Genomic DNA, 26,254 nt, shown 5'->3' with positions numbered 1-26,254 from the left:
TTTAAGATGAAAGCGGTCGTCATTCAAGCAAATAGACAAATGGTTATTCAGGATCTGGATAAACCAAAGATAGAAAATGCTAACGATGTATTAGTGAAAGTGCGTTATTCGGGGCTTTGTGGCTCCGATATTCCCCGTATTTTTCATCATGGTACGCATTTTTATCCCATTGTTCTGGGTCACGAATTTAGTGGTATTGTAGAACAAGTTGGAGAAAATGTCAGGGATTTAAAGCAAGGGGATTTGGTGGCTTGTGCCCCTTTACAACCTTGTTTTAACTGCCCTGAATGTGAAAAAGGATTTTACTCGCTATGTAAACATTACAATTTTATCGGCTCAAGACGATTCGGGGCAAATGCGGAGTATATTTGTGTTAATCAATACAATTTGGTTAAAATGCCTGCACAAGCTGATGAATTACAAAGTGCGTTTATTGAACCCATCACCGTGGGATTACATGGCATTTATTTAGCACAAGGCTGTGCCAATAAAAATGTGATTGTGGTGGGTGCTGGCACGATTGGCTTATTAGCTGCCCAATGTGCTAAAGCCTTAGGGGCAAATAGCGTGACGGTTATTGATATCAATCAAGACAAATTGGATCTTGCAACCTCTCTTGGGGCAGATTATGTATTCAATTCGGCTTTATTGTCGGCAGAAGAGATAAGTCTGCAGCTCGTAGAGAAACGCTTTGATCAATTAATTTTAGAAACCGCTGGCGTGCCAAAAACCGTAGAACTTTCTATTCAAATAGCAGGGTCTAAAGCACAATTAGCCTTAATTGGCACATTGCATAATGAATTATCGCTCAATCCCAATACATTTGGGCTGATTTTACGCAAAGAATTAACCATATTGGGATCTTGGATGAACTATTCTGCCCCTTGGCCTGGTCAAGAGTGGCAAGATGCGACAAAATTAATTGAAGAAAATAAAATCAATACCTCCGCACTTATCTCTTCAATCAATGTTATTGAAAACTATGTTGAAGAAGTCAATAAATTAGACGGAAAGCCAATGAATGGAAAAATAGTCTTAAAATTTGATTAAAAAAGCGTATAATAAAAGCGTGTGAAACTTTTACACGCTTTTATTTATTAAGGGAAAATGATGAATACCTTTGAAAGACGCAATCTAATTATTAAATTATTGAAAGAAAATGGCACAGTACTGGTCAGCGACCTTTCACAACAATTTGATATTTCCGAAGTTTCTATTCGCACGGATTTACGCCTATTAGAAAAACAAGGTTTATTGATTCGCTTTCACGGTGGTGCAGGATTGTTAAATACACCACAATCGGAAGATACTGAAACTAAATTAGAAGAACGCTATTCACTTTCCCAAAATCCCAAAAATCAAATCGCTTACGCCGCAGCCAAACTAATTAAAGAAGGCAACACCATTATTTTAGACAGCGGTAGTACCACCATGATGATCGCCCACCAGTTACTAAAAATCAAAAACATTACGGTTATCACCAATAACTTACCCGCTGCTACTATTTTGTCTGATTCCCCGGATATAACCCTTGTCCTTTGTGGCGGAACGGTTCGCCACAAAACACGTTCTATGCACGGCACAATGGCAGAAAATGCCCTACAAGGGATTCGTGCGGACATTATGTTTGTGGGTGCAGACGGTGTCGATCCGCACATTGGTTTAACCACTTTTAACGAAGGCTACCACATTAGCAGTGTCATGGCATCTGTTTCGTCCAAAGTTGTCGCCGTGGTTGACTCCACAAAGTTTAACCGTAACGGCTTTAATGTCGTCCTCCCCATGAATAAACTAGATCTTATCATCACTGACAGAGATCTATCTCCACAGCATAAAGCTGCATTAGCTGGGTTAAATCTTTCACTAAAAATCGCTTAGCTTATTATCAATATTATAATATCAAGCTATTTTTCGAACTATTACCTTAAACAATCAAAATAAAACAGCAGAAAAAGAAATAAAATGAAACTTTATTTTTCATTTTGTGATCTTTGTCACAGATTTAAAACCATTAATATATTATGATAACTTCCGAATATTAACGTTTAACTAACTAAGTGAGGTTATTATGAAACCAAATAAAATTTCTTTTATCATTTCCACCGCACTTTTAGGTACGACAATGTTGTTATCCATATCGGCTCAAGCTAAAGGTCGTCTAGTTGTTTATTGTACAGCCACAAATGAAATGTGTGAGGCTGAAACGCAAGCATTCAGCAAAAAATATGATGTAAAAGCATCTTTTATTCGTGCTAGTGCAGGATCAACTTTAGCAAGAGTAGAAGCTGAAAAAAATAATCCACAAGGTGATGTTGTCTATGGCGGTACTTTTGATCCGCAAGCTCAAGCGGCTGAAATGGGGTTGTTACAACCTTATAAATCCAAACATATTGACGAAATTGTGGAAAAATTCCAAGAACCAGGTAAAGTGAAAGGCAATTATTCCACCGCTATTTATATGGGAATTTTGGGCTTCGGCGTAAATACCGAACGTCTGAAAAAATTAGGCATTAACGAAGTGCCAAAATGTTGGAAAGATTTAACCGATTCACGCTTAAAAGGTGAAATTCAAATTGCCGATCCGCAAAGTTCGGGGACAGCCTATGTCGCTATCGCCACTTTTGTTCAACTCTGGGGCGAACAGACTGCATTTGATTATTTCAAACAATTACACTCTTCCATTTCACAATATACTAAAACAGGTTTCGCCCCAGCCAATGCTGCAGCTCGTGGTGAAACAGCCATTGGTATTGGATTCTTACATGATTATGCGTTACAAATTCAACAAGGGGCTAAAATCGAAATGGTTGTCCCCTGCGAAGGAACAGGTTATGAACTGGGTGGCGTGAGTATATTAAAAGGAGCGAGAAATTTGGATAATGCTAAATTATTTGTAGATTGGGCATTATCTAAAGAAGGGCAAGAAACCGCCTGGAAAAAAGGTAATAGTTTCCAAATTCTAACCAACACCACAGCAGAACAAGCTCCAGCCGCTTTTGATCCTAATACATTAAATCTAATCAACTACGACTTCGAGAAATACGGTTCAACAGAAGAAAGAACTCGCCTTATTAATAAATGGGTAAATGAAGTAAAATTGGCAAATTGATTATTTGAAAGCTATACAATGCATGGCTAAATTATTAGTCATGTATTGCATATAAATAATATTTTCTATCCTAAAAGGATATTGATATTCCCAATTTGTGATCTCTGTCACAGAATTACATTTAGAAATATCGTATCATTTACCTGTTTTTTCCAACATAATTAAGCAAGTTACGTAGTATTAATATCGTTTTATACTACGACATCATACGGATTGAATGATGTACCTCATACAAAAATGGAGATGATATGTATTCCGCAAAAACACCCTTTATGCAGACCAGTCATTTTTGGTTGTTGCTTTCTTTAATTGCTTTTCTTGTGCTACCATCTCAAGCCTTAGATTATGGCTTGTTGGAAAGTACCGCCGATGAATTTTATGATGCCATGGGTTGGTCATCATTTAATTTAACTATTTTATGGTTTTTACCATTAGTTGGTTTTCTAATTATTGCAAAATTAAATTTACCAACAGAAAAGCAAGCTAAAACTGAATTAGCGTTAGTTGGCTTCAACTTTTTATTTTTGTTTATCAGTGCAATGATTTACAAAATATCCATGGGTTACTCAGTGCTTATTCTCATTTGTACACTTTCTGCTATTGCTACTTTTGCTTTAGCAAAATTGAAAGTAATGCAAGGGGATAAATTTATTATTGGTTCAATTTTGGCTATTATCTTATTAATTGCCTTTTTTATTGTGTATCCAACAGTGGCAATTTTCGTATCTATGTTTTATGACGGTGATACTTTCGCTCCACAACAAGTATTACGTATATTAAGCCAAAATTATATTGTTCGAGTAATTACCAATTCCCTTACTTTATCGAGTTTTGTGGGAATCGTTTCCACCATTTTTGGCTTAGCTTTTGCCCTTTATACCACTAGAATTGCGAGACGCACGGCGTTTATTGGTAAAATTTTCTCAATTTTACCAATTGTGACACCACCATTTGTGGTCGGTCTTGGGGTAACCTTAATGCTGGGGCGTTCAGGTTATGTAACGGAATTTTTAGATGAATATTTAGGCTTTACTAACCATAACTGGCTATATGGTTTTAACGGTATCGCGATTGCGCAGATTTTGGCATTTACACCAATGTCTTTCATGATTTTAGATGGTGCGTTGAAATCTATTCATCCGTCTATTGAAGAAGCCTCTTACACCTTACGAGCCAACCGCTATCAAACATTCTATAGCATTATTTTCCCGTTGTTACGCCCGGCCCTAGCAAACTCGTTCTTGATTGTATTTATTCAATCTTTGGCAGATTTTAGTAACCCATTGGTGCTAGGCGGTAGTTTTGATGTGTTAGCCACGCAAATTTATTTTTATATTGCAGGATCGCAATTAGATTACGCCTCCGCTAGTACGCTAGGTTCACTATTATTAATTTTTTCCTTAGCGATTTTCGTGATTCAATATATTTGGATTGGCAATCGCTCCTATGTAACAGTTTCGGGCAAATCTTATCGTGGGGAAACACAAGATTTACCTGCAGGGCTAAAATGGACGATTATTTTTATCTTAGCATTTTGGATTTGTTTTAATCTTACTCTATACGGCAGCATTTTCTACGGTAGCTTTACAGTAAACTGGGGCGTAGACTATACCTTAACCTTAAAAAACTATATCACTTTATTTGGTCAAGGATTTAGTGATGGAGCTTGGCCATCTTTGATTCAAACAGTGTTATTTGCTGCTACTGCTGCACCGATTACAGCGTTGTTTGGTTTGTTGATTGCTTATGTGACGGTACGTCGTGATTTTAAAGGTAAAAAAACGTTGGAATTCTTAACCTTGCTTTGTTTTGCCGTGCCGGGAACTGTCGCGGGGGTATCTTATATTTTAGCCTTTAATGATGCTCCAATTTATCTAACAGGAACGAGCATGATTATTATTCTATCCATGGTCATGCGTAATATGCCGGTGGGGATGCGTTCGGCGGTGGCTGGATTGGGTCAGCTAGATAAATCCTTAGATGAAGCCTCGCTTTCCTTAAAAGGTAGTTCATTTAAAACCATTTGGTATATCGTATTCCCATTATTAAAACCAGCGTTATTATCGGCATTAGTCACCAGTTTCGTACGAGCGATGACTACAGTTAGTGCCATCGTGTTCTTAGTAACCGCAGATACAAGGGTCGCCACATCCTATATTTTAAACCGTGTAGAAGACGGCGAATATGGTATTGCCATTGCTTATGGTTCAATTTTAATCGTGGTGATGATGGCAATTATCTTATTCTTTGACTGGATCGTGGGCGACACTCGCATTTCCCGTTCCAAAGCGAAAACAATGAATTAATAAAGGTTGTAAATTATGAGTCAAGATTTCTTAGTATTAAAAAATATCACGAAAGCCTTTGGTAAAGCGGTTGTGATTGATAATTTAGATTTAACCATTAAACGCGGCACAATGGTCACGTTGCTCGGGCCTTCGGGTTGTGGAAAAACCACCGTATTGCGGTTGGTAGCAGGATTAGAAACGCCTACTTCAGGGCAAATTTTTATTGACGGCGAAGATGTCACCAAATCGTCCATTCAAAATCGGGATATTTGTATTGTGTTCCAGTCCTATGCGTTATTTCCTCACATGTCTATCGGCGATAATGTGGGTTATGGTTTACGAATGCAAGGCATAAGTAGTGAAGAGTGCAAACAACGAGTGAAAGAAGCTTTGGAATTGGTGGATCTCGTAGGCTTTGAAGATCGTTTTGTGGATCAAATTTCAGGCGGTCAACAACAACGTGTCGCTTTGGCTCGTGCCTTGGTGTTAAAACCGAAAGTGTTGTTATTTGATGAACCATTGAGTAATTTAGATGCAAATTTACGCCGTTCTATGCGAGAAAAAATCCGTGAGTTACAACAAAGTTTGGGAATTACCTCACTTTATGTAACTCATGATCAAGCTGAAGCTTTTGCGGTGTCAGACGAAGTAATCGTCATGCACAAAGGCAAAATTATGCAAAAAGCGCCTGCCAAAGAATTGTATTTACGTCCTAATTCGTTATTTTTAGCCAACTTTATGGGTGAAAGCAGTATTTTTGAAGGTATCCTTTCGCAAAATCAAGTAACGATTAATAACTACCAATTCCATTTGCCAAGTGCTGATCAATTTGGTTTACCTGATGGAGAATGTTTAGTGGGAATTCGTCCCGAAGCCATTCGCTTAAAACACCAAGGTGAAGCTAGTCAACGATGTCAAATTAAAAGTGCGGTGTATATGGGGAACCATTGGGAAATTGTAGCTAACTGGGGAGGAAAAGCTCTATTAGTTAATTGCAATCCTGAAGATTTTGATCCGAAAGCTGAAAGCGCGTTTGTGCATTTGAGTGAGCATGGGGTGTTTTTGTTGAGAAAAGGATGATCTGCCCTGCACTGGCGTACAGGGCTAAGTAAATCACGATGCTCCGCATCTTGGGATAAAAGCTACGGCGTAGCGTCACTATGCTTAGCCCCATACGAAAGTACGGGGGATGGATAATAGGTAGGAGAAAATATGGCACAAAAAATTATTTTAGACTGCGATCCCGGTCACGATGATGCCATTGCAATTTTACTGGCTCACGGCAATCCAAATATTGAATTACTCGCTATTACAACTGTTGTGGGAAATCAAACTATTGATAAGGTTTCTCGCAATGCTTTAGCCGTAGCGGAAATTGCTCATATTCGTGGTATTCCCATTGCAAAGGGGATGGACCGTCCGCTGGTGAGAGAAGTAGAAAATGCGGCGAATATTCATGGCAAAACGGGGTTAGATGGTCCAGTATTACCAACACCAACACAATCCCTAAGCGAGCAACACGCCGTCAATTTAATCATTGATTTGGTAATGTCACACCCTGAAAAGACCATTACTCTAGTGCCAACTGGCGGATTAACCAATATCGCCTTAGCTGCTCGCCTTGAGCCACGCATTATTAATCGGGTTAAAGAAGTGGTACTAATGGGCGGAGGCTATCATACCGGAAACTGGTCAGCAGTTGCCGAATTTAATATTAAGATTGATCCAGAAGCCGCTCATATTGTGTTTAATGCGGGCTGGAAAGTCATCATGGTGGGTTTAGATCTTACCCACCAAGCCTTGGCTACCCCTGATGTGGTGCAACGTATTGCAGATATTGCCACGCCCGTGTCAAGATTTGTGGTGGACTTGCTGGATTTCTTTGGCAAAATGTACAAAAAGAACCAAAACTTTGATGCACCTCCTGTACACGATGTCTGTGCAGTAGCTTATATTATCGACCCAACCTTAATTGAAGTGAAACAAGTGCCTATTAATATCGAATTAACTGGCACCCATACTTTAGGTATGACCGTAGCCGATTTCCGTTATCCTCCGAAACCTTGTAATACCTTTGTGGCAACCAAGTTAGATCGGGAACGGTTTTGGGATTTGGTGATTAATTCACTTAAAACTATTTAACATTTCCCCGTACGAGAGGACGGGGATCTCTATCCTAAACGTTAACAGCATAAACCTTAAACTTGCCCGTTTTCGCCAATACCTGATGCCGACCGAAACAGCGATCTAACAAATCCGCATACGGCAAAAACGCATTGGCTACAATTCTCAATTCTCCACCTGATTTTAAATGTTGTTGTGCCTGTTCAATTAAGGTCGTTACAGTCTGATACGCCGTATCAATACCATCATGAAATGGCGGATTAGAAATAATCAAATCAAATTTACCTTGAATATGGGAAAATACGTCACTCGCTATCACTTCACCAGCCACCCCATTTTCATCTAACGTCCGTTTAGCCGAAGCAATCGCCATCGCGTGAATATCGCTCATCACCAAATTAATTTGTGGATTATGTTGCTTAATAAATGCCCCAATCACCCCAGCACCACATCCAATATCAAGAACATCACCAGTAATTGTATGATTAAGTGTAGAAAGCAATAAATCTGTGCCGAGATCTAATTCATTAGCACTAAATACCCCGGGCAAACTTTGAATTTTTAATTCTCCAAGTTTCTGATTTTGGTAAGTCTTCCAATAGGTTGCAAACTCAAATTGTGGCACTTCTGTTAAACAAAAATGATACAACCCACAACGTCTGGCACTGTCAATTTTGCCAATCTCACCAAATGGCGAAAGCATTTTCTCAACCGAACGCACACCACAACGATTTTCACCAATAATTAAAATTTCCTGATTAACGCTAGCATTTGCCAATAATTGCATTAATTGAAACTGTACTTCTTGCTTATTTTTCGTCCAGTAAAAAACCATCAAATCCGCTTGATCCTGAAAAATTTCGCCAAAATGCACCGCACTTTTGTCTTTTAAGTGGTTCACATAATCAAAATAACAAGACCAAATCTTGACAGATTTTCCCTGCGAACGAATTTGCATTGGAAAATCATCATTAACTCCCCCAGCAAATAAAACAGATTTATGTTCAAAAAAAGCAAGATGACGTTGTAAAACTTGGCTTTCAAGACTCAGCATTATAAGATATTCCTATGTAAAAATTTTGGCTATTATACGCAATAAAATGCTATTTACGAAATTCCAAAACCCCTTTACAATACTCTCTCGTTTTTATTTTTATGGATAACATTTTGAATCGTCGCGATCTACTTTTGCAACAAATGGGTGTATGCCAATGGAAATTACGTCGTCCTGATGTGTTAAAAGGGGTGGTGAATATTCAGGTGTCTGCAAATATTCGTTTAGTGATTATTACCGACATCCCATTTTCACTCAATGAAAAATTTATGCAGGATGTGTTACTAAGTTGCGAGATTAAACCGAATGATTGTTTGTTTATTGATTTTGAACAAGCCAATCATCTTAATATAGAACAAGAAGTCATTTATTGGCTAATCAGCAAAAGTACTGAAAAAATTGACCGCGCTTTGCCCTTATGTCAACATTCCATCGCACAATGGCGAAGCCCCGATCTCGCGACATTAAAACAAGATCCCAAGGAAAAACGCCATTTTTGGCAACAAATTCAAACTCTAAATCAACCTTTAAATTAACTGGACGAAAAAATGACTGATGTAATTGCTATGGGTAAAGCTGCCAAACAAGCCGCTTTTATCCTTTCCCAACTTTCTCAACAACAAAAAAACAAGGCGTTACAACAAATTGCTGATCAACTTGAACAACAACAGGATCGCATTTTACAAGCGAATGCTAAAGATATTGAAATCGCGCAACAAGCAGGTTTGAGCGAAGCAATTATTGACCGCTTATTACTTACACCGGATCGTTTAAAAAGTATAGCCAATGATGTACGTCATGTAATTTCCCTTGCCGATCCTGTGGGTAAATTAATCGATGGTGGAGTATTAGATAGTGGTTTAAAATTAGAACGTGTACGAGTTCCACTAGGTGTGATTGGTACGATTTATGAAGCGCGCCCAAATGTTACGATTGATGTAGCAAGCCTTTGTTTAAAAACAGGTAATGCAGTGATTTTACGTGGTGGTAAAGAAACCCAATATTCGAATAAAGTATTGGTGGAAGTCGTACAATCCGCTCTTGAGCAAACGGGTTTGCCAAAAGAAGCTGTACAAGCCATTACCGATCCCAATCGTGAATTCGTCATGCAATTACTTAAATTAGATCGTTATGTAGATATGATTATCCCCCGTGGCGGGGCAGGGTTACATGAACTCTGTAAACAGCATGCCACTATTCCTGTCATTGTCGGAGGTATTGGTGTTTGTCATACCTTTGTGGAACAAAGTGCGGATCAAAATAAAGCACTTTTCATCATTGATAATGCTAAAACCCAACGTCCTAGCACTTGTAATACGTTAGAAACACTTTTAGTGCAAGCAAGTATTGCTAACCAATTTTTACCAAAACTAGCCGAACATTTAAAAGCAAAACAGGTAAAATTTCATGCAGATTCCGCTGCACTTTTAATCTTGCAACAAGCAGGTGCCAATGTCCAGCCAGTACAAGATCAAGAGCTACGCCAAGAGTGGTTATCCAAAGATTTAAATGTGGTCATTGTAAAAGATATTGAACAAGCCATTGAGCATATTCGGGAATACGGTAGTCAGCATTCAGAAGCGATTTTAACGGAATCGCAAAAATTGGCGCAACAATTTGTATCACAAGTAGATGCGGCAGCAGTATATGTCAATGCTAGCACAAGATTTACCGATGGTGGTCAATTTGGTTTAGGGGCAGAAGTAGCAGTAAGTACACAAAAATTACATGCTCGTGGACCTATGGGATTAGAAGCATTAACAACTTATAAATGGATAGCAACTGGGGATTATGTATCAAGAGCGTAATATGCCTTTCGCCTATTCGTATCTTTCATTAATTATTTAGATTTGAATAATTAACTTAATTTGTATATTATTGAACGAAGAAAATGATATGGAATTCATTGTCGTTTTCTATTACTTTACACTAAATAATTATTCATTTGAGGTAAGTTATGAAGAAAACATTGTTAGTACTGAGTTTAGCGATTGTTATCCTACCGATAGCAGCACACTCGCACGATCATGAATCTGTGCATCATGCTAAAGATAAAAACGCCTTAACCGTAGAAATGGAATTACTGGATCCGGTAAATGGCAATAAACCACTTGGACATGTCTATGTGACAGAATCCAACTATGGTTTAGTATTTACTCCTGAATTAAAAGGTTTGACAGCTGGTTTACACGGTTTCCATATTCACGAGAACCCTAGTTGTGATCCGAAAGAGAAAGATGGTGAATTAATTGCTGGTTTAGAGGCTGGTGGTCACTGGGATCCACATAATACAAAGAAGCATGGTTTTCCATGGTCTGATGAAGCGCATTTAGGTGATTTACCTGCACTATATACCGATGTGGATGGGAACGCAAACAATCCTGTATTGGCTCCACGAATAAAAACGTTAGCCGAAATCAAAGGTCGCTCATTAATGATTCATGTAGGTAGTGATAATCATTCCGACCACCCTGCTCCATTGGGCGGTGGCGGAGCTAGAATGGCTTGTGGTATAATTAAGTAATAAGATTATTTGTGATTGAAACTACAAAAGTGCAGATCAGTTCTTCAGATCTAATTGTGGGATGACTTTCACTTTGACCGAAATTAAGAACCGGCATAGTAGATAAAAGTGTTGATATTTTCTTTTTTTCTAAAAATATTTTTCTTTTTTGAAAATTTATCCCCTTATTTTCCATTTTTAGCCGTTTTTTATGCTAAAAATGTTACTGTATAAACCCTATAGATAATAACAGCCCATTAATTTAAAATAGGCTGTTATTATTAAATTGTTAATTACTAGGCTTGTAATAAAGCCTTTTCTGAACTGGTGTTTATGTATGTCGGCGTAAGAGTACGGCAAATAAAAAAAGACTACGCAAATAGTCTTTTTTGTTAGATTGGTGCGCTGAGCGGGACTTGAACCCGCACGCCGTGAAGCACTACCCCCTCAAGATAGCGTGTCTACCAATTCCACCACCAGCGCGCATTTAATAGGGTTTTATTTTAGTTTTGTGGAATATCTGCGTTTTTATTTTCTTCTAACGCCGGAGTAACCGCTTTTTGTTGTTCCAACTGTTGAGCAGCTTGGGATAAATCATCAAATTTACCCTCTTTTACTTTATCATGGTGAGCATTCAAATTACCAAGAATAATACTTGATGCAAAGAAAATAATGGCTAAAACAGCCGTTGAACGAGATAAAAAGTTACTTGAACCAGCAGAACCGAATACTGTACCTGATGCACCACCACCAAATGACGCTCCCGCGTCGGCACCTTTCCCTTGTTGAATAAGGATAAGTCCGATCATAATGATGGACACAATAAGGTAAATAAATAATAATGCGTTATACATTGTAATATCTTCTCTGCGATAAATTTATTTTCTAAAAAACATGCGGATATTACCGAATATTTAGTGTTTAATCAAGGGGTTTTTATTTAGTCGCTGAAAATCTAATCGGAAATTACCGCACTTTGATCTTTTGTTCTGCGTTTATTAAACTTAGGTTTTGCTGTTGTATTGTTGGCAACCTTATTTATCTGACGTAACGCCGAAAAATTAACATAATGCACTAAATCAGGTAGCATTTGTGTGAGTTGCCACATAAAATGTTGATAACTAACTTCTTTTTTACTTATACTGGTTAATTGTGATTCCCATTGCGCAGTCATATCTGGTTGTGTTGCGATGTCTGGTAGGGCTTGAATTAAAATTCTGCCGGTTTCTGTACTATGAATATTTTTGCCTTTTTTCACTAAGAAACCGCGTTTAAACAATAATTCAATAATGCCTGCTCTTGTAGCTTCAGTGCCTAGACCATCTGTTTCACGTAGAATTTTTTTTAATTCCTTATTTTGCACAAAACGAGCAATACCTGTCATAGCAGAAAGCAAAGTTGCGTCAGTGAAAGGCTTAGGGGGTTGAGTTTTTTTGCTAACAATTTCGCCGTGATGACAAAATAGCAGTTGTCCTTTTTTGACCACGGGCAAAGGCGGGGCTAATTGTTCATCATCATCTTCTTTTCCGATTAATTCTTTCCAACCGGCAATCTGTAAGTTACGAGCTTGGGCGATAAATGTACCTCCGACAATAGTTAAGGTAATTTTACTTTTACGATATTCCGCATCAGGGCAAAATTGCATGAAATATTGACGAGCAATAAGCTGATAAATTTGCTGTTCTCTGCGATTCAAGCTAACAGGGTGATTTTTTGCAGTCGGAATAATCGCATGGTGGGCTTCTACTTTTTTATCATTCCAACAACGATTTTTTTGCGCCAAGTTAACCGCACTAGGCAAGGTTTGATAATCTGCACAATGGGTAGAAATAGCTTGTATGACTTTATGGCGTTCAGCAAAATGCTCATTAGGTAAGTAACGGCAATCGGAGCGTGGATAAGTAATAATTTTGTGCTTTTCATATAAATCTTGACAAGTGTCAAGTACTTCTTGGGCCGACATAGCAAAGCGTTTTGCCGCATCAATTTGCAATGCCGAAAGGGAATAAGGGAGAGGAGCCGTTTCTTTTTCTCGCTTATCTTCGTAGGCTGCGACTTCAGCTGGTTGTTGATGAATCCGTTTGACCACATTTTCTGCTAGCCCTTTTGAAAGTACTCGACCGTCATCGTCTTGATAATCTTCGCAAGCCTTACTCGGCTGCCAAAGTGCGGTGAAAAAAGGCTCGGTTTTTTCATCATTCGCAATATAAGCTAATACTTCAAAAAAATCTTTGGGTTGAAAATGTTCAATTTCTAAATCACGACGAACAATTAAGCCTAACACGGGCGTTTGTACTCGCCCGACTGAAAGTACACCATTATAACCTGCTTGTCGCCCACGAATGGTATAAGCACGGGTCATATTAATGCCATACAGCCAATCAGCTCTGGCTCTTGCTAATGCAGATGTGGCGAGCGGAATAAAATGGGTGTTAGGTTGTAATTTATTTACGGCTTTTTCCACCGCGCTTGGGTTCAGATCGCTGATTAAACAACGTTGAATTTGAGAATATTTGTCAGCAGGAAGATTCGCATAATTAAACACTTCATCTACTAATAATTGCCCTTCGCGATCGGGGTCACCGGCGTTAATTAGAATATCGGCTTGATGAATGAGTTTTTCGACAGTTTTTAGTTGTTTAGCTACTGCTTTACGTGGAATTAATTGCCATTTTTCAGGTACGATAGGTAAATGTTCCAAACGCCATTGTTTAAAATTTGGGTTGTAAGCGTCAGGTTCTGCTTGCTCAAGTAAGTGACCGACACACCAAGTGACACAATCATTTTCACCACAGCGAATAAACCCCTCACCACGTTGATGTGGCTTGGGTAATATATCCGCTATGGCACGCGCAAGGCTTGGTTTCTCTGCGACAAATAAACGCATTTAATGAATTAAAATACTTTTTTAAATGGCTTAACAATGACATCACGATAAACACCAGCATCCACATAGGGATCTTCACTCGCCCATTGTTGGGCTTGTTCAAACGAAGCAAATTGTGCAATAACAGTTGAACCGGTGACACCCGTTCCATCAACGGTTGGATTTGGACCAGCGGTGAATAGACGATTTTCATTTTTAAGTTGTTCTAAACGCGCTAAATGTTGTGCACGAACAGATAAACGGGTTTCTAACATATTCGGATTATCTTGAGCAAAAATAACATAATATTCCATATAAAACTCCTTGGTTATTAGGATTGTTTGATTAGAGCAAGAGCTTGATCTAATTCGGGATTATCTTCTTTTGGTATTGCCGTTGGTTTGCCGTTTTTATCAATGGCAACATAGGTGAATAATGCTTCGGTGACACAATAGCGATCACGTAAACCTTGATACACTTTTTTGATCCAGACTTCTACTTTGACTTGCAATGACGTGCGTCCCACGTTGACTAATTTTCCATAACAACAAACTACATCACCCACTGCGATAGGACGTAAAAAGCTCATTTTATCGACGCAAACCGTTACTACCGGACTTTTGGCAATTTCTTTGGCTAAAATAGCACCTCCAATATCCATTTGTGACATAATCCAACCGCCGAAAATATCACCATTCGCATTGGTATCTGAAGGCATAGCCAGGGTTCTTAATAATAAGGATCCTTGTGATTGTCTATTTTCTTCTTGTTCAGTTATGCTACAGCTCATTTATCACTCCTTGTCTTTTGGTAAATAACGGTATATATAAAGACCTGTGCCGATAGTGGCTACAAATGTCATGGCTAAAATACCGAAAGATTTAAATTCTACCCACACTTCTTCGGAAAAGGCTTGGCTAATATAAATATTAACCAACATGCAAAGGATAAAAAAGATGGCCCAAGCTAAGTTAAGATTATTCCAGACTGCATGGGGTAATGTTATTTCTTTGCCTAATAATTTTTGGATAAGGGGTATTTTAAAGCCAAATTGTCCTACTAACAAGATAATGGCAAATAGTGCATAAACAATGGTGACTTTCCATTGTAAATATTTTATTTCATTAAAATAAGCGGTAAGCAAACCAAATACCACGACAGCACATCCCATTACAATTTGTTGTTTTTCAATTTTGCCATATTTCCATTTTAAAATAACCATTTGTAAAATGGTAGCAATGACCAATGTGATGGCAGCTTCTCGTACACCGGCTAATTTATAGACAGCGAAGAATAAAATAAGAGGAATAAATTCTAAAAGTTGTTTCATATTATGCCTGCTGATTGAATACTGTATAAAAACGATAGGTAAACACAATGGAAAAAACATTAATCAAGGATATGATCACCAAAGCCACTATAGTCAGGAGTAAATTTTGAGCCAGTACAGCAAGTTGAAAACCGACAAGCGGAAAAAATAAATAGCTAATGGTACAATAGAAAAAGAGTGCCGAAGTCCGTCCTTTGGCTGAAATTAAACTATTTTGCAGCGCACTTTTTACGGATTCGTTGGTCAGTAAATAGCGAACCGGTGATAAGCAAAGGCGAATTAAAATAAAAATCCCCGATATCATTAAAAAAAGGCTGATAAAGGAGAGTGACGATTGACTTAACGCACCAGCAATCGTACCGATCACACCAATAAAAAACGGCAGAAAGCACAATATATTGAGTAAAATAATACCGAGTAAACGGTTAAACGTCATTACTGCAGTTTGAACAAACCCTTGAGATTGACGTTGACTAATTTGATGTACCGTCATGGTTCCCCAATATACAATAAATAACGTGGCTAAACCTTTTGCTAGGGTGAACCATAAAAAAGTCAAATCACTACTCTGCTGGAGTAACATATCCATTTGTTGTTGCTCGTTAAGAGGCTCCATATTTTCTGGCACGGGAAAAATGGCTTGTTGTAGCAACCCAAAACCAGCGGAAACTAACACAAAAATTATCACAAATGCAAAAGCAAATTTTCGTTCATTTTGCAAAAAATGCCAGCTGTCCTTAAATAGCTGGGTAAAATTAATCGGCATTGTTTTTCCTTTTAAGAGATTCATAAGCTTGAACGTAATTATACCGATTTTAGATATAAATGCATAAAAAAGTTAGAAATTGATTTATATCAAAATAGCCTGTTAGATTAAAAAATTAACAACTAGATAATAAACAATAAGAAATTTTTAACAATCTTTCAATTTTATGATCTGGATCACAGTTTTTCCAGTCCAAAAAGAGTATATTTCTCTCGTGGTAAAACACGTATTTTTTTTATGGGTATAGATGGGGGATAAAATCCCTAATAAATAATCAAGGAGATCAATATGAAAAAATCAGCATTAGCAATCGGTTTAGCCACTGCGTTATTAAGCAGTGTGGTGATGGCTCATCAAGCTGGCGATATTTTAATTCGTGCTGGTGGTGTAGCGGTATCACCAACTAACGTAAAAAATACAGCAAATGATCAAAATCCTGCGTTAGATTTAGATGTTAATACTAATGCACAATTAGGTTTAACAGCGACTTATTTAATTACTGATAATATCGGTGTTGAGTTACTTGCTGCGACACCATTTAGTCATAAAATTACCTTGGGTAATACATTAGTAGGTAAAACTAAACATTTACCACCTAGCTTGTTCCTTCAATACTATTTTGGTAGCAAAGAATCTGTTGCACGCCCTTATGTGGGGGCTGGCGTGAACTATACTACTTTCTTTGATGAACAAGAAAAATTAGCCGGCGTTACCGATCTTAAATTAAAAGATTCATGGGGCGTAGCAGTAAATGCGGGTGTAGATATTAACGTCACCGATAATTTCTTTGTTAACGCCTCTATTGATTATGCAAAAATTAAAACCAAAGCAACATTCAAATTAGGTGGAGTTGAACATTCTCAAGATGTAAGACTAGATCCAATCGTTTACTTCTTGGGTGTTGGTTATCGTTTTTAATTAACTGATTTAATCACTAACCTCGTACATTCGTACGAGGTTTTTTATACCCAGCACTGGCGTACAGGACTAGGCAAATCACGATGCTCCGCATCTTAACTATATTGAAAGCTACGGAGTAGCGAAACTATGTTAACCCCGTACGCCAGTGCGGGGTATTTTAGCGATGTATTTACCCTGATTTTATGCTACCCTTAACTCGCCAAATCCAACATTTCCTGTGCATTTGCTAACGCCGTATCGGTAATTTTGCGACCACCGAGTAATTTTGCTAAGGCTTTTACCCGTTGTTGAGCAGAAAGTGCGGTCATTTTGGTTTCGGTTTTTTCATCTACGGTAAACTTCTCGACTACAAAATGATGATTGCCATAACTTGCGACTTGCGCTAAGTGAGTTACACATAATACTTGACATTGGCTGCCTAATCGACGTAACAGTTTACCTACTACACTAGCTGTGGCACCACTAATTCCCACATCAATTTCATCAAAAATCAGGGTTGGAATAGCACTCTTATCAGACGTTAATACCTGAATTGCCAAGGCTATACGAGATAGTTCTCCACCAGATGCGGTTTTTGCCAAAGATTGTGCGGATTGCCCTAAGTTACTTTGTAAATCAAATTGCACATTATCCGCTCCGTTGGCACTGACTTTACTGTAATCTGTATTTAATCTAATAAAGAATTGGGCATTTTCCATGGCCAATTGTTTAATGGATTGAGTTACTTGTTCGGCTAATTTTGCCGCTCCAGTTTCACGGCTATGGTGTAATGCCATTGCGCTAGCTTGCATTTGAGTAAAAGCGAGTTTTTCTTGTTGAATTAATTCATCTTCACTTTCAGAATAATCGATCAGTTGTTCAAGCTCCACTTTCAAACTGCGGTGAAATTCCACTAAGTTTTCCGGCGAAATATAATGTTTCTTCGCTAAATGAATAGCTTGACTCATGCGTTGTTCAATTTCTTCTAATAAATAAGGATCTTGTTCAATATCGGAAGCAAGGTGTTGTACTTCACTGCTCGCTTCTTGTACTTGAATTAATGCGTCTTGCAGCATCGTTTGAATTTCCGCATAGCGAGAATCAAGTTCTGCCAATTCATCAACATATTGGGTGGCTCGATAAAGTAGGCTATCGGCACTTACCGTATCATTTTCGCTTAAAATACCTAACAAAGACTGTGCGAGTGAAGTGAGTTGTTCGCTATTAGAAAGCCGTTTATGATCTTCTTCAAGCTGAATAAATTCATCTTCTTGCAGATTAAATTCATCTAATTCATCTACTTGATATTGTAGTAATTGTTTTCTCGCTTCATTTTCAGCACATTTTTGTTTAAATTCTTCTACTTGTCGTTGCAACGATTTCCATTGTTGGTAATCCGTTTTCATTTGAGACAGTAATGCGGTGTGTGAACAAAAGGTATCTAAGGTTTGTAATTGGAAGTCAGGTTTTAATAATAATTGTGAGGCATGTTGTCCATTAATATGAATCAAATATGCCCCCAATTCTTTTAATTGTGCCACTGAAACTGGTGTGCTGTTAATAAAGGCTTTAGAACGTCCATCTTGATTGATGATACGGCGTAAAATACAGCTTTCGGGATTATCTTGGTCTTCTAATTCCTGCTGTTTTAGCCAAACGGAAGCTGGACTTTGTGGTTCAATATGAAAGGTTGCACACACATCAGCACGTTCTTGTCCCTCCCGTAACATGGAAAGCTCGGTGCGTTGTCCTAAACAAATGCCTAACGCATCAATCGCAATGGATTTACCTGCACCCGTTTCGCCAGTAATCACTGACATACCTTGAGCTAGTTCAATATCTAAATGACGAACAATGGCAAAATTATTAATGGTGAGTTGTGTAAGCATAAAAAATCCCCTTTACTGTATGGAATGCAGTATAATTCATAATAAATATACAGTAAAGGATTTTTTTACAGTTTTTAGAAAAGTTTTTTAAGCCAGCCTAATTTTGAGCTTAACACATTGTAATAGTTATAATTACGCAAGTGTAGTAAACGTAGTTTATAAGGGCTTTTTTGTACTGTAACAATATCATCACTGGTTAGGTTTAAAGCTAATTGACTATCACAACTCACTTCTAACTGTGGTGTATTATAATCCGCAAAACGGAGCGAAATTTTACTATCACCATCAATAACTAAGGGGCGCGATGATAAGGTATGTGGATACATAGATACTAGCGTGATAGCATTTAAATTTGGCGTTAGAATCGGTCCACCAGCAGAAAGTGAATAGGCGGTTGAACCAGTTGGCGTGGCAATAATTAAGCCATCTGAACGTTGTGAGAAAGCAAATTTATCATCAATATAAACATGAAAATCAATCATGTGAGCAATTTGAGCAGGGTGAATAACGGCTTCATTAATGGCATTACCATTGTTTATCACTACACCATTGTGTTCAATATTGACATCTAATAAGAAGCGTTCTTCCACAAAAAATTCACCGTTCAAACAAGCTTGTAATTGCGCATAGGCATTTTTCGGATCAATATCGGTTAAAAAGCCTAAATTACCACGGTTGATGCCAATTAATAGAATATCATATTTAGATAAAATTCTGGCACGTCCGAGCATATTGCCATCCCCACCGATGACAATAGCCAGTTGGGCTTGTTTACCGATTTGTTCGAGGGATGCAATCTGTTCCGTTGGAAGTGCTAATGCTTGCCCCACTTCACTTTCCACTAATACGGTATAGCCTTTTTCCTGTAGCCATGCAAAAATATTTTTATGCATTTGCAGCGTCATATCATTGCGTGGATAACCAACTAACGCAATGGTTTTAAAGCTTTTATGCAGCGGATTAATATGATTATTGATAAATTCCATTGTAGTGACGACTTGAATTTTAAAAAAACGCCTTTATATTACATTGAAAATGACTTGGAGCAAAGATTAACATTTGATGATTCCTTTGTTACAATGCTTAACCGCTCATATTTTATAATATTTTTTAATGGAGTACATGATGACAGAACAAGAAAAACAGCCAACAGAAGAAATTTTAGTAGAAACCGCGCAAGAACAAACGGAATCCGTTGAAGCAACTGAGGAAGCAGAGAATGAGGCTCCAAATGAAGAAACGGATGTGTTAGAAGAAGCGATTTTACGTGTACAAGAATTAGAACAACAACTGGTTGATGCGGCACAAAAAGAGCAAGAAAGTCTATTGCGAGCCAGAGCTGAAATGGAAAATATCCGCCGTCGTGCGGAGCAGGATGTGGAAAAAGCCCATAAATTTGCCTTAGAAAAATTTTCAAAAGAAATTTTAAACACTATTGATAACCTTGAACGTGCATTAACCACGCCAGCGAATAAAGAAGACGAATGTATTAAAGGCTTATTTGATGGTGTAGAACTCACCTTAAAAGATTTATTAGCCACGGTGGCCCGTTTTGGTATTGAACCAGTGGGTGAAGTGGGCGAAACCTTTAATCCAGAATTGCATCAAGCCATTTCTATGCAACCGACAGAAGGATTCGAAACCAATCAAATTACTGTAGTGTTACAAAAAGGATATTTATTGAATAGTCGGGTGATTCGTCCTGCTATGGTTATGGTAGCAGCGTAGCTTTTACTTTTCTTTGCGTTTAAAACAGATTTCGCCGTTGGCGACTTACTTTTTCTTTGCATCGCCAAAGAAAAAGTAAGCAAAAAGAAAAGCGACCCCGATTTTTCCTTGTTTCCTGAAAATACGGGGGAATTTTGTTATTATCTGTCCCTTATTCTCAGTCATCTGTCCTAAGTTCTCTGTACAATCCAACAATTATGAATCTGTTTATTGCGTTCAAAATCCAGCGGTAAGGTTTTGTTTGAAATTTCCACCGCACTTAGTCCTAGTTCCGCTAAACTCTCAACATCCATTTTAAATCCACGTTTATTATTAGAAAATACGATGGTGCCATTTGGGCGTAAAATCCGTTTGAGATTTCCCATTAATTTAATATGATCACGTTGTACGTCCCAACTGTCTTCCATGCGTTTTGAATTGGAAAATGTGGGCGGATCGACAAAAATCAGATCAAATTGGCGATCGCATTTTTCCAACCATTGCAAACAATCCGCTTGAATTAAATGGTGCTGTTTACCGTCCAAATCATTTAAAATTAAGTTCTGTTCTGCCCAATTTAAATAAGTATTTGACATATCTACGGTGGTGGTGGACTTGGCACCGCCTAATGCCGCATGAATAGTCGCAGAGCCTGTATAAGCAAATAAATTTAAGAACTCTTTGCCTTTTGCCATTTCGCCTAGCATTTTACGCGTTAAACGGTGATCCAAAAATAATCCCGTATCCAAATAATCGGTCAAATTAACCCACAATTTTGCACCATATTCTTCCACATAAAAATATTCGCCTTTGTTGGCTAATTTCTCATATTGATTTTTGCCTTTTTGTTTTTGGCGAACTTTTAGAATCAATTTATTGGTTTCAATACCCGTGACTGCAAGGGTTGCCGTTACTGCATCAAGTAAACGTTGACGGGCTTTATTTTCATCAATATTTTTCGGTGGCGCATATTCTTGTACCACAATGTGATCCGCATAACGATCTACGGCGAGATTATAATCGGGTAAATCTGCATCATATAAGCGATAGGCTTGTAATCCTTGTTGATTCGCCCATTTTTCAATTTTTTTAATATTTTTTTGTAAGCGATTGGCAAAATCAATAGCCACATTATTATTGGTTGAAAATGCCAAATTTTGCACCGCACTTTGTTCTGGTTCAGTTAAACTGCGGTCAGAAATTTGATAATTTTTTTGTACACAATCTAATGGACCATTCTTGGCTTTAAATTGACGATGTGAACGCAAACGTAGGCAATCTAATAAACTTGGTTCTGAACTAAAAATAGAGGCATTCCAACCGCCAAATTGTTGTTTTAAGCGTTGTCCGAACACGGAGTATAAGGCAATTAACGCTGGTGTGGTACCTAAACGTTCACCATAAGGGGGATTACAAATAACCGTCCCTTTTTCGCCATGTTCGAGTGGATTTTTCAAGGCTCCTATATCAGATTGTTTAAATTGAATTAGATGTGCTACGCCAGCCTGTTGAGCGTTGTGCTGTGCTTTTTGAATAACGCGGTGATCTAAATCAAAGCCATAAAAATGCGGTTGGGGATTTTTGTTAAATTCTGTTTCAGCTAATTCAACGGCTTCTGTTTTCACCTTTTCCCAAGCGGACGGATTATGCCCTTTCCAAAAATCAAAACCCCAGTGCATACGGTGCAACTGCGGTGCAATTTTAGCTTCCATTTGAGCCGCTTCAATTAACAAAGTGCCTGAACCACACATCGGATCCACCAAGGGTGTTCCCACTTTCCAGCCTGAACGTAATACGATGGCGGCGGCTAAGGTTTCACGTAATGGAGCAACACCAGTTTCCTCTCGATAGCCACGTAAATGTAAGGCATCACCGCTTAAATCGAGCGAAAGAATAAAATTCTCACGATTTAAATAGGCATGAATCCGAATATCAGGGTTGTCTTTATCCACATCAGGACGACGCCGACCTTGTCGCTCAAAATAATCCACAATACCGTCTTTCACGCGCATTGCACCGAACTGTGTGTGGCGAATTTCTTGGTTTGTGCCGTTAAAATCGACTAAAAATCGGGATCTTTCATCAAAATGCGATAGCCAGTCTTGCGATAATATGATGGAATAGAGATCTAAATCACTGTAAATTTTACTTTGTGCCAATGGCAATAACACCCGAGAAGCGAGTCGCGACCACAATAGTACCTTGTACTGGGTTTCATCGTCCGCCATAAAATGCACACCACCTTGTGCCACTTGACATTCAGTTGCACCAAGATCGGTAAGTTCGACTTTTAGTAATTCTTCAAAACCACGTCCTGTGGTAGCAAAAAGTTGTTTCATGGATATTCTCTAAACAGATTGGGAATGGTGAGATTATAGCATTAAACAAAAAAGTGCGGTTGTTTTCACCGCACTTTTTCGATTTTATTTGTGGCTACATTATTTCAAACAACTCGCATAACTATCTGCTGTAAATTGCAAGAATTGACTGTAAGCATTTTTGCCTAATTTAATACTGTCGCCCATCGGATCTAAACGACCTACCTTAACACCGGTGCTTTTTGCTAAGGTATCGATCACTTTTGGGGTGAATTGTGGTTCGGCGAATAAGCAATTTACTTTGTGTTCTTCAATTTCTTCTTTAATTTTCGCAATGGTTTTTGCTCCCGGTGCAACTAAAGGATTAATGGTAAATGCTCCAGTTTGTTTTAAACCATAGGTATTATTAAAATAGCCATAAGCATCATGGAATACATAGAACCCTTTATCTTTAAATGTGCTTACTTGTTGAGTAATTTGAGTATTTTTCTCTTGTAAAGTGCGGTTAAAATTCGCTAAATTTTCAGCAATCAGATCTTTTTTCGCTGGGAATTGTTCGGTTAATTTTTGAGCTAGCTGATTTGCCACTAATTGACTAATTTGTGGTGAATACCATACGTGCCAGTTGACAGTTAAACCGTTTTCATCCACTTCATGGTGATGTCCTTCGTGTTCATGGTCATGATCGTGGTCGGCGTGATCATGGTCGTGATCATCATCATCGTCGCCGTCATCATGATGATGGTGATGTTCTGATTTTTCTAATAATGCGGTAACACCATCAATTTCAGCAATCGTAATCAATTTTTTCTGATCTGCTTGAGCGATCGTTTTTGTTAAAAAACTATCCACATCTTTGCCGATCCATAAGACTAAATCTGCAGATTTAATTTTTTGCACATCTGTTGGTTTTAGGTTGTAATCGTGTGGTGAGGCACCTGCGGGTACAATAATTTGAGTATCAAGCACACCATCGGCAATAGAGGAGGCAATAAAACCTAAGGGTTTGACTGAAGTCACAATATCCGCTTGAGCGGCAAAAGCAGTGGCTAAAATAGCACTAGCAATAGCTGTTTTAGTTAATTTAGACATTATTTTTTCCTTACTTGAAATGTAAAAAGTGCGGATAGATTACGCCTATTTTAGGAAAAAAGCTATCTTTTTTTTTATGATAAAATAAGTTTTATGTTAGGGTAACTATGCTTTAAGTAATTTATCAATTACTCGAGAAACAGCAAAAAAGCCGAACGTAGCGGTGATCATCGTCGCTGCACCAAAACCATTGGCACAATTCATACTTGCAGAAATTTCACAATTTTCTGTCACTTGTGGGAAAATTAATGGCTGCGTCGAGAAAACCGCATCAATACCAAATTTCCGTTTAGGATTTTGGCTAAAATGGTACTCTCTGCGTAGCGTAGAGCGGACTTTAGATAACAGTGGATCTTGGATTGTTTTACTTAAATCCGTAATTTGAATTTGTGTCGGATCGGTTTGTCCGCCAGCTCCACCTATAGTTATCAGTTTGATTTTATTACGTTTGCAATAGGCAATTAAAGCTGATTTAGTTTTTACACTATCAATTGCATCAATCACATAATCATAGTCTGTCGTGATATAGTTAGCTAAATTTTCGTTAGAAAGAAAGTCATCAATAATTTGTACATGACATTCAGGATTGATTAATCCAATACGTTCAGCCATAACTTCGGTTTTGAGCTTACCCACATTACCTGTTAGGGCGTGAATTTGGCGATTGATATTGGTTACGCAAATATCGTCCATATCAATCATGGTAATTTTCCCAATACCGCAACGAGCAAGGGCTTCCACAGCCCAAGAACCTACGCCACCAATGCCGATAACACAAATATGGGCTTGTCTCAAGCGAGCCAGACCCGCTAGAGTATATAATCGTCCGATACCACCGAAGCGTTGCTCAAAATTATCAATTCGTTCTATCATATTTACATTAGGTTTGGATTAACGTTCTGATTAACGTAGTACCCAAACACGTCCATAATGTTTTGATAAACCAGAAATATGCCCGGCTTGATCACCGATGCCACGATACAAATCAAAATGCTGACCTTTCACTGCTCCGCCTACATCTAAGGCAACCATAAGATGTAATTGATGCTGTCCCGTCCAGTTACCGTTATTATCAATTTGTGGTACCTCGACTAATAATACCGTACCAGATGGCACGATTCGACGATCGGATGCGACCGATGCCATAGGAACTAATGGCACACCGGCGGAACCTTTGACTTGACCGGTTGGATCATTTTTAAAGAATACATAAGACTGATTACGCTCTAACAAGCCTTGTATGCGAGATGGATTACGTTGTCCCCATTCACGAATCGCTTGGACGGACATTTTTTCCTTTGGAATTTCGCCATCCTCCACTAATAAACGTCCTACGGAAGTGTATTGAAAGCCATTTTGACCGGCATAAGCTAAGTAACTTAAGCGACCATCACCGAAATCTACATAGCCACTGCCTTGCACTCCAAGTAAAAAATTATCTAACATCGAATCACTATAAGCTAATTCTAAGCCTTTACCCGCTAATGCTCCTGCATAAATTTGAGATCGGGTAAAACGTTTTTGGCTAGGCATAGCATAAATTGGTTGAGTATATCTACCCTGTGGTGTGCGACGAGCATGAATAACCGGGGAGTAATAACCGGTCATTAATACATTTTGATAATTATCTGCCCCTGCCATGACTTGTGGATAAATACCGTATCTTGCCAAATCACTGACTTTGGCGCCAGCATTGACCCATTGTTGGATTTTGCTGTAATTGCTAGCAAAGCGATTAGTAATACCGCTAGAATAGTGACGTACGTTATTTAATTGGTAGATAAAGTTTTTGGGATTCACGATTGGGCTGTTGTTATCTACTCTAGAAACTGTAGTAAACACTTCCGGTGTATAGACTCTCCCATTGTATTTTGCCCCTAATTTTTGCATTTCTGTATTGCCGACATTGGCTTTTATTTTGGCGGGCTGCTTGTTGTTAGATGAACAAGCGATAAGTAAAGCAGAAAGGGCTAAAACTGCTACTTTGTATGTCATGTTTTTGGGAATCATTTGCTAAAAATCCTAAAATAAATCAATCCGAAAATGAAGGGAAATATCCTATCAAAATTTAGACATATACCCTAGTATTTTTTATGCTTTTTGTTGTTTTTTAAGGCAAACGAATTGATTTTACATCTTTTTTCTTGCATTCATGATTTTTCAGTGTATATTACACCACATCAGACGCGGGGTGGAGCAGCTTGGTAGCTCGTCGGGCTCATAACCCGAAGGTCGTTGGTTCAAATCCGGCCCCCGCAACCAAATTCAAAAAAGCGTTAATCACAAGGTTAACGCTTTTTTACTTTTT

At 38.3% G+C, this 26,254-nt stretch carries 24 protein-coding genes and 2 tRNA genes; 12 read left to right on the top strand and 14 right to left on the bottom strand.

The window, feature by feature from the left end:
- Positions 1–6 precede the first annotated feature (6 nt).
- The 6 genes from gatD (at position 7) to uriH (ending at position 7,539) form a co-directional block, all read left to right on the top strand.
- Positions 7–1,050 (top strand): galactitol-1-phosphate 5-dehydrogenase, encoded by a 1,044-nt coding sequence (gene gatD, locus E0709_RS05020; RefSeq protein WP_132300933.1) that lies wholly within the window; start codon positions 7–9, stop codon positions 1,048–1,050.
- A gap of 60 nt (positions 1,051–1,110) precedes the next feature.
- Positions 1,111–1,878, top strand: a complete 768-nt coding sequence (locus E0709_RS05015) for a DeoR/GlpR family DNA-binding transcription regulator (RefSeq protein WP_132300935.1) — start codon at positions 1,111–1,113, stop codon at positions 1,876–1,878.
- 190 nt (positions 1,879–2,068) lie between these two features.
- Positions 2,069–3,109 (top strand): ABC transporter substrate-binding protein, encoded by a 1,041-nt coding sequence (locus E0709_RS05010; protein WP_132300937.1) that lies wholly within the window; start codon positions 2,069–2,071, stop codon positions 3,107–3,109.
- 272 nt (positions 3,110–3,381) lie between these two features.
- Positions 3,382–5,415, top strand: a complete 2,034-nt coding sequence (locus E0709_RS05005; RefSeq protein WP_391540689.1) for an ABC transporter permease — start codon at positions 3,382–3,384, stop codon at positions 5,413–5,415.
- A 12-nt stretch (positions 5,416–5,427) separates the two neighbouring features.
- On the top strand, positions 5,428–6,477 hold the full coding sequence (fbpC, locus tag E0709_RS05000; RefSeq protein WP_207905226.1) for a ferric ABC transporter ATP-binding protein: 1,050 nt from the start codon (positions 5,428–5,430) through the stop codon (positions 6,475–6,477).
- Positions 6,478–6,609: 132 nt separating this feature from the next.
- Entirely contained in the window at positions 6,610–7,539 is a 930-nt protein-coding gene (gene uriH, locus E0709_RS04995; protein WP_132300943.1) for a uridine-preferring nucleoside hydrolase UriH, read from the top strand.
- Positions 7,540–7,573: 34 nt separating this feature from the next.
- Here uriH and rsmC read toward each other — a convergent pair whose 3' ends face one another.
- Positions 7,574–8,575 carry a 16S rRNA (guanine(1207)-N(2))-methyltransferase RsmC gene (gene rsmC / locus E0709_RS04990; RefSeq protein WP_132300945.1) on the bottom strand — a complete coding sequence of 334 codons (1,002 nt, stop codon included), beginning with the start codon at positions 8,573–8,575 and terminating at the stop codon, positions 7,574–7,576.
- 113 nt (positions 8,576–8,688) lie between these two features.
- On the opposite strand from rsmC, the gene E0709_RS04985 reads away from it, so the two are divergent.
- The 3 genes from E0709_RS04985 to sodC all read left to right on the top strand — a co-directional run bounded on the left by E0709_RS04985 (position 8,689) and on the right by sodC (position 11,099).
- Positions 8,689–9,111: a DNA polymerase III subunit psi gene (locus E0709_RS04985; protein ID WP_132300947.1), complete on the top strand. Its 423-nt coding sequence runs from the start codon at positions 8,689–8,691 to the stop codon at positions 9,109–9,111.
- Between the two features lie 12 nt (positions 9,112–9,123).
- On the top strand, positions 9,124–10,383 hold the full coding sequence (proA, locus tag E0709_RS04980) for a glutamate-5-semialdehyde dehydrogenase (protein WP_132300948.1): 1,260 nt from the start codon (positions 9,124–9,126) through the stop codon (positions 10,381–10,383).
- A 149-nt stretch (positions 10,384–10,532) separates the two neighbouring features.
- Entirely contained in the window at positions 10,533–11,099 is a 567-nt protein-coding gene (gene sodC / locus E0709_RS04975) for a superoxide dismutase family protein (RefSeq protein WP_132300951.1), read from the top strand.
- 377 nt (positions 11,100–11,476) lie between these two features.
- Here the strand turns inward: sodC and E0709_RS04970 are convergent.
- The 7 genes from E0709_RS04970 to E0709_RS04940 form a co-directional block, all read right to left on the bottom strand.
- Positions 11,477–11,561 (bottom strand) — tRNA-Leu (locus tag E0709_RS04970).
- Between the two features lie 20 nt (positions 11,562–11,581).
- Entirely contained in the window at positions 11,582–11,932 is a 351-nt protein-coding gene (gene secG / locus E0709_RS04965) for a preprotein translocase subunit SecG (RefSeq protein ID WP_132300953.1), read from the bottom strand.
- Between the two features lie 101 nt (positions 11,933–12,033).
- Positions 12,034–13,965: a DNA topoisomerase III gene (locus E0709_RS04960; RefSeq protein ID WP_132300955.1), complete on the bottom strand. Its 1,932-nt coding sequence runs from the start codon at positions 13,963–13,965 to the stop codon at positions 12,034–12,036.
- Positions 13,966–13,973: 8 nt separating this feature from the next.
- Positions 13,974–14,258: a YciI family protein gene (locus E0709_RS04955; protein WP_132300957.1), complete on the bottom strand. Its 285-nt coding sequence runs from the start codon at positions 14,256–14,258 to the stop codon at positions 13,974–13,976.
- 17 nt (positions 14,259–14,275) lie between these two features.
- Positions 14,276–14,734 (bottom strand): acyl-CoA thioester hydrolase YciA, encoded by a 459-nt coding sequence (yciA, locus tag E0709_RS04950; RefSeq protein ID WP_132300959.1) that lies wholly within the window; start codon positions 14,732–14,734, stop codon positions 14,276–14,278.
- Positions 14,735–14,737: 3 nt separating this feature from the next.
- On the bottom strand, positions 14,738–15,274 hold the full coding sequence (locus tag E0709_RS04945) for a septation protein A (protein WP_132300961.1): 537 nt from the start codon (positions 15,272–15,274) through the stop codon (positions 14,738–14,740).
- Between the two features lies 1 nt (position 15,275).
- A complete protein-coding gene (locus E0709_RS04940) occupies positions 15,276–16,040 on the bottom strand; it encodes a hypothetical protein (RefSeq protein ID WP_132300963.1) in 765 nt (254 codons plus the stop codon).
- A 288-nt stretch (positions 16,041–16,328) separates the two neighbouring features.
- On the opposite strand from E0709_RS04940, the gene E0709_RS04935 reads away from it, so the two are divergent.
- The gene (locus E0709_RS04935; RefSeq protein ID WP_132300965.1) at positions 16,329–16,958 is read left to right on the top strand and encodes an OmpW family outer membrane protein; all 630 of its coding nucleotides are present in this window, start codon (positions 16,329–16,331) and stop codon (positions 16,956–16,958) included.
- A 194-nt stretch (positions 16,959–17,152) separates the two neighbouring features.
- Here the strand turns inward: E0709_RS04935 and recN are convergent, their stop codons facing one another.
- A complete protein-coding gene (gene recN / locus E0709_RS04930) occupies positions 17,153–18,829 on the bottom strand; it encodes a DNA repair protein RecN (protein ID WP_132300967.1) in 1,677 nt (558 codons plus the stop codon).
- A 74-nt stretch (positions 18,830–18,903) separates the two neighbouring features.
- Positions 18,904–19,794, bottom strand: a complete 891-nt coding sequence (locus E0709_RS04925) for an NAD(+) kinase (RefSeq protein WP_132301104.1) — start codon at positions 19,792–19,794, stop codon at positions 18,904–18,906.
- Positions 19,795–19,954: 160 nt separating this feature from the next.
- Between E0709_RS04925 and grpE the strand changes: the two genes are divergently transcribed.
- The gene (gene grpE / locus E0709_RS04920) at positions 19,955–20,557 is read left to right on the top strand and encodes a nucleotide exchange factor GrpE (RefSeq protein ID WP_132300969.1); all 603 of its coding nucleotides are present in this window, start codon (positions 19,955–19,957) and stop codon (positions 20,555–20,557) included.
- Between the two features lie 170 nt (positions 20,558–20,727).
- On the opposite strand, the gene rlmKL is transcribed toward grpE, so the two are convergent.
- The 4 genes from rlmKL to mltA all read right to left on the bottom strand — a co-directional run bounded on the left by rlmKL (position 20,728) and on the right by mltA (position 25,956).
- The gene (rlmKL, locus tag E0709_RS04915; RefSeq protein WP_132300971.1) at positions 20,728–22,875 is read right to left on the bottom strand and encodes a bifunctional 23S rRNA (guanine(2069)-N(7))-methyltransferase RlmK/23S rRNA (guanine(2445)-N(2))-methyltransferase RlmL; all 2,148 of its coding nucleotides are present in this window, start codon (positions 22,873–22,875) and stop codon (positions 20,728–20,730) included.
- Positions 22,876–22,974: 99 nt separating this feature from the next.
- Positions 22,975–23,946, bottom strand: a complete 972-nt coding sequence (gene znuA, locus E0709_RS04910) for a zinc ABC transporter substrate-binding protein ZnuA (protein ID WP_132300973.1) — start codon at positions 23,944–23,946, stop codon at positions 22,975–22,977.
- Positions 23,947–24,051: 105 nt separating this feature from the next.
- Positions 24,052–24,816, bottom strand: a complete 765-nt coding sequence (gene tcdA / locus E0709_RS04905; RefSeq protein ID WP_132301106.1) for a tRNA cyclic N6-threonylcarbamoyladenosine(37) synthase TcdA — start codon at positions 24,814–24,816, stop codon at positions 24,052–24,054.
- 33 nt (positions 24,817–24,849) lie between these two features.
- Positions 24,850–25,956 carry a murein transglycosylase A gene (mltA, locus tag E0709_RS04900; protein WP_132300975.1) on the bottom strand — a complete coding sequence of 369 codons (1,107 nt, stop codon included), beginning with the start codon at positions 25,954–25,956 and terminating at the stop codon, positions 24,850–24,852.
- A 175-nt stretch (positions 25,957–26,131) separates the two neighbouring features.
- On the opposite strand from mltA, the gene E0709_RS04895 reads away from it, so the two are divergent.
- A tRNA-Met gene (locus tag E0709_RS04895) sits at positions 26,132–26,208 on the top strand.
- Positions 26,209–26,254: the final 46 nt, after the last annotated feature.

The sequence above is a fragment of the Lonepinella koalarum genome (assembly GCF_004565475.1).
GTDB classification, from domain to species: Bacteria; Pseudomonadota; Gammaproteobacteria; order Enterobacterales; family Pasteurellaceae; genus Lonepinella; species Lonepinella koalarum.
The sequence above is the reverse complement of the archived record's forward strand: the minus strand, read 5'-3'. Positions and strand labels throughout refer to the sequence as shown.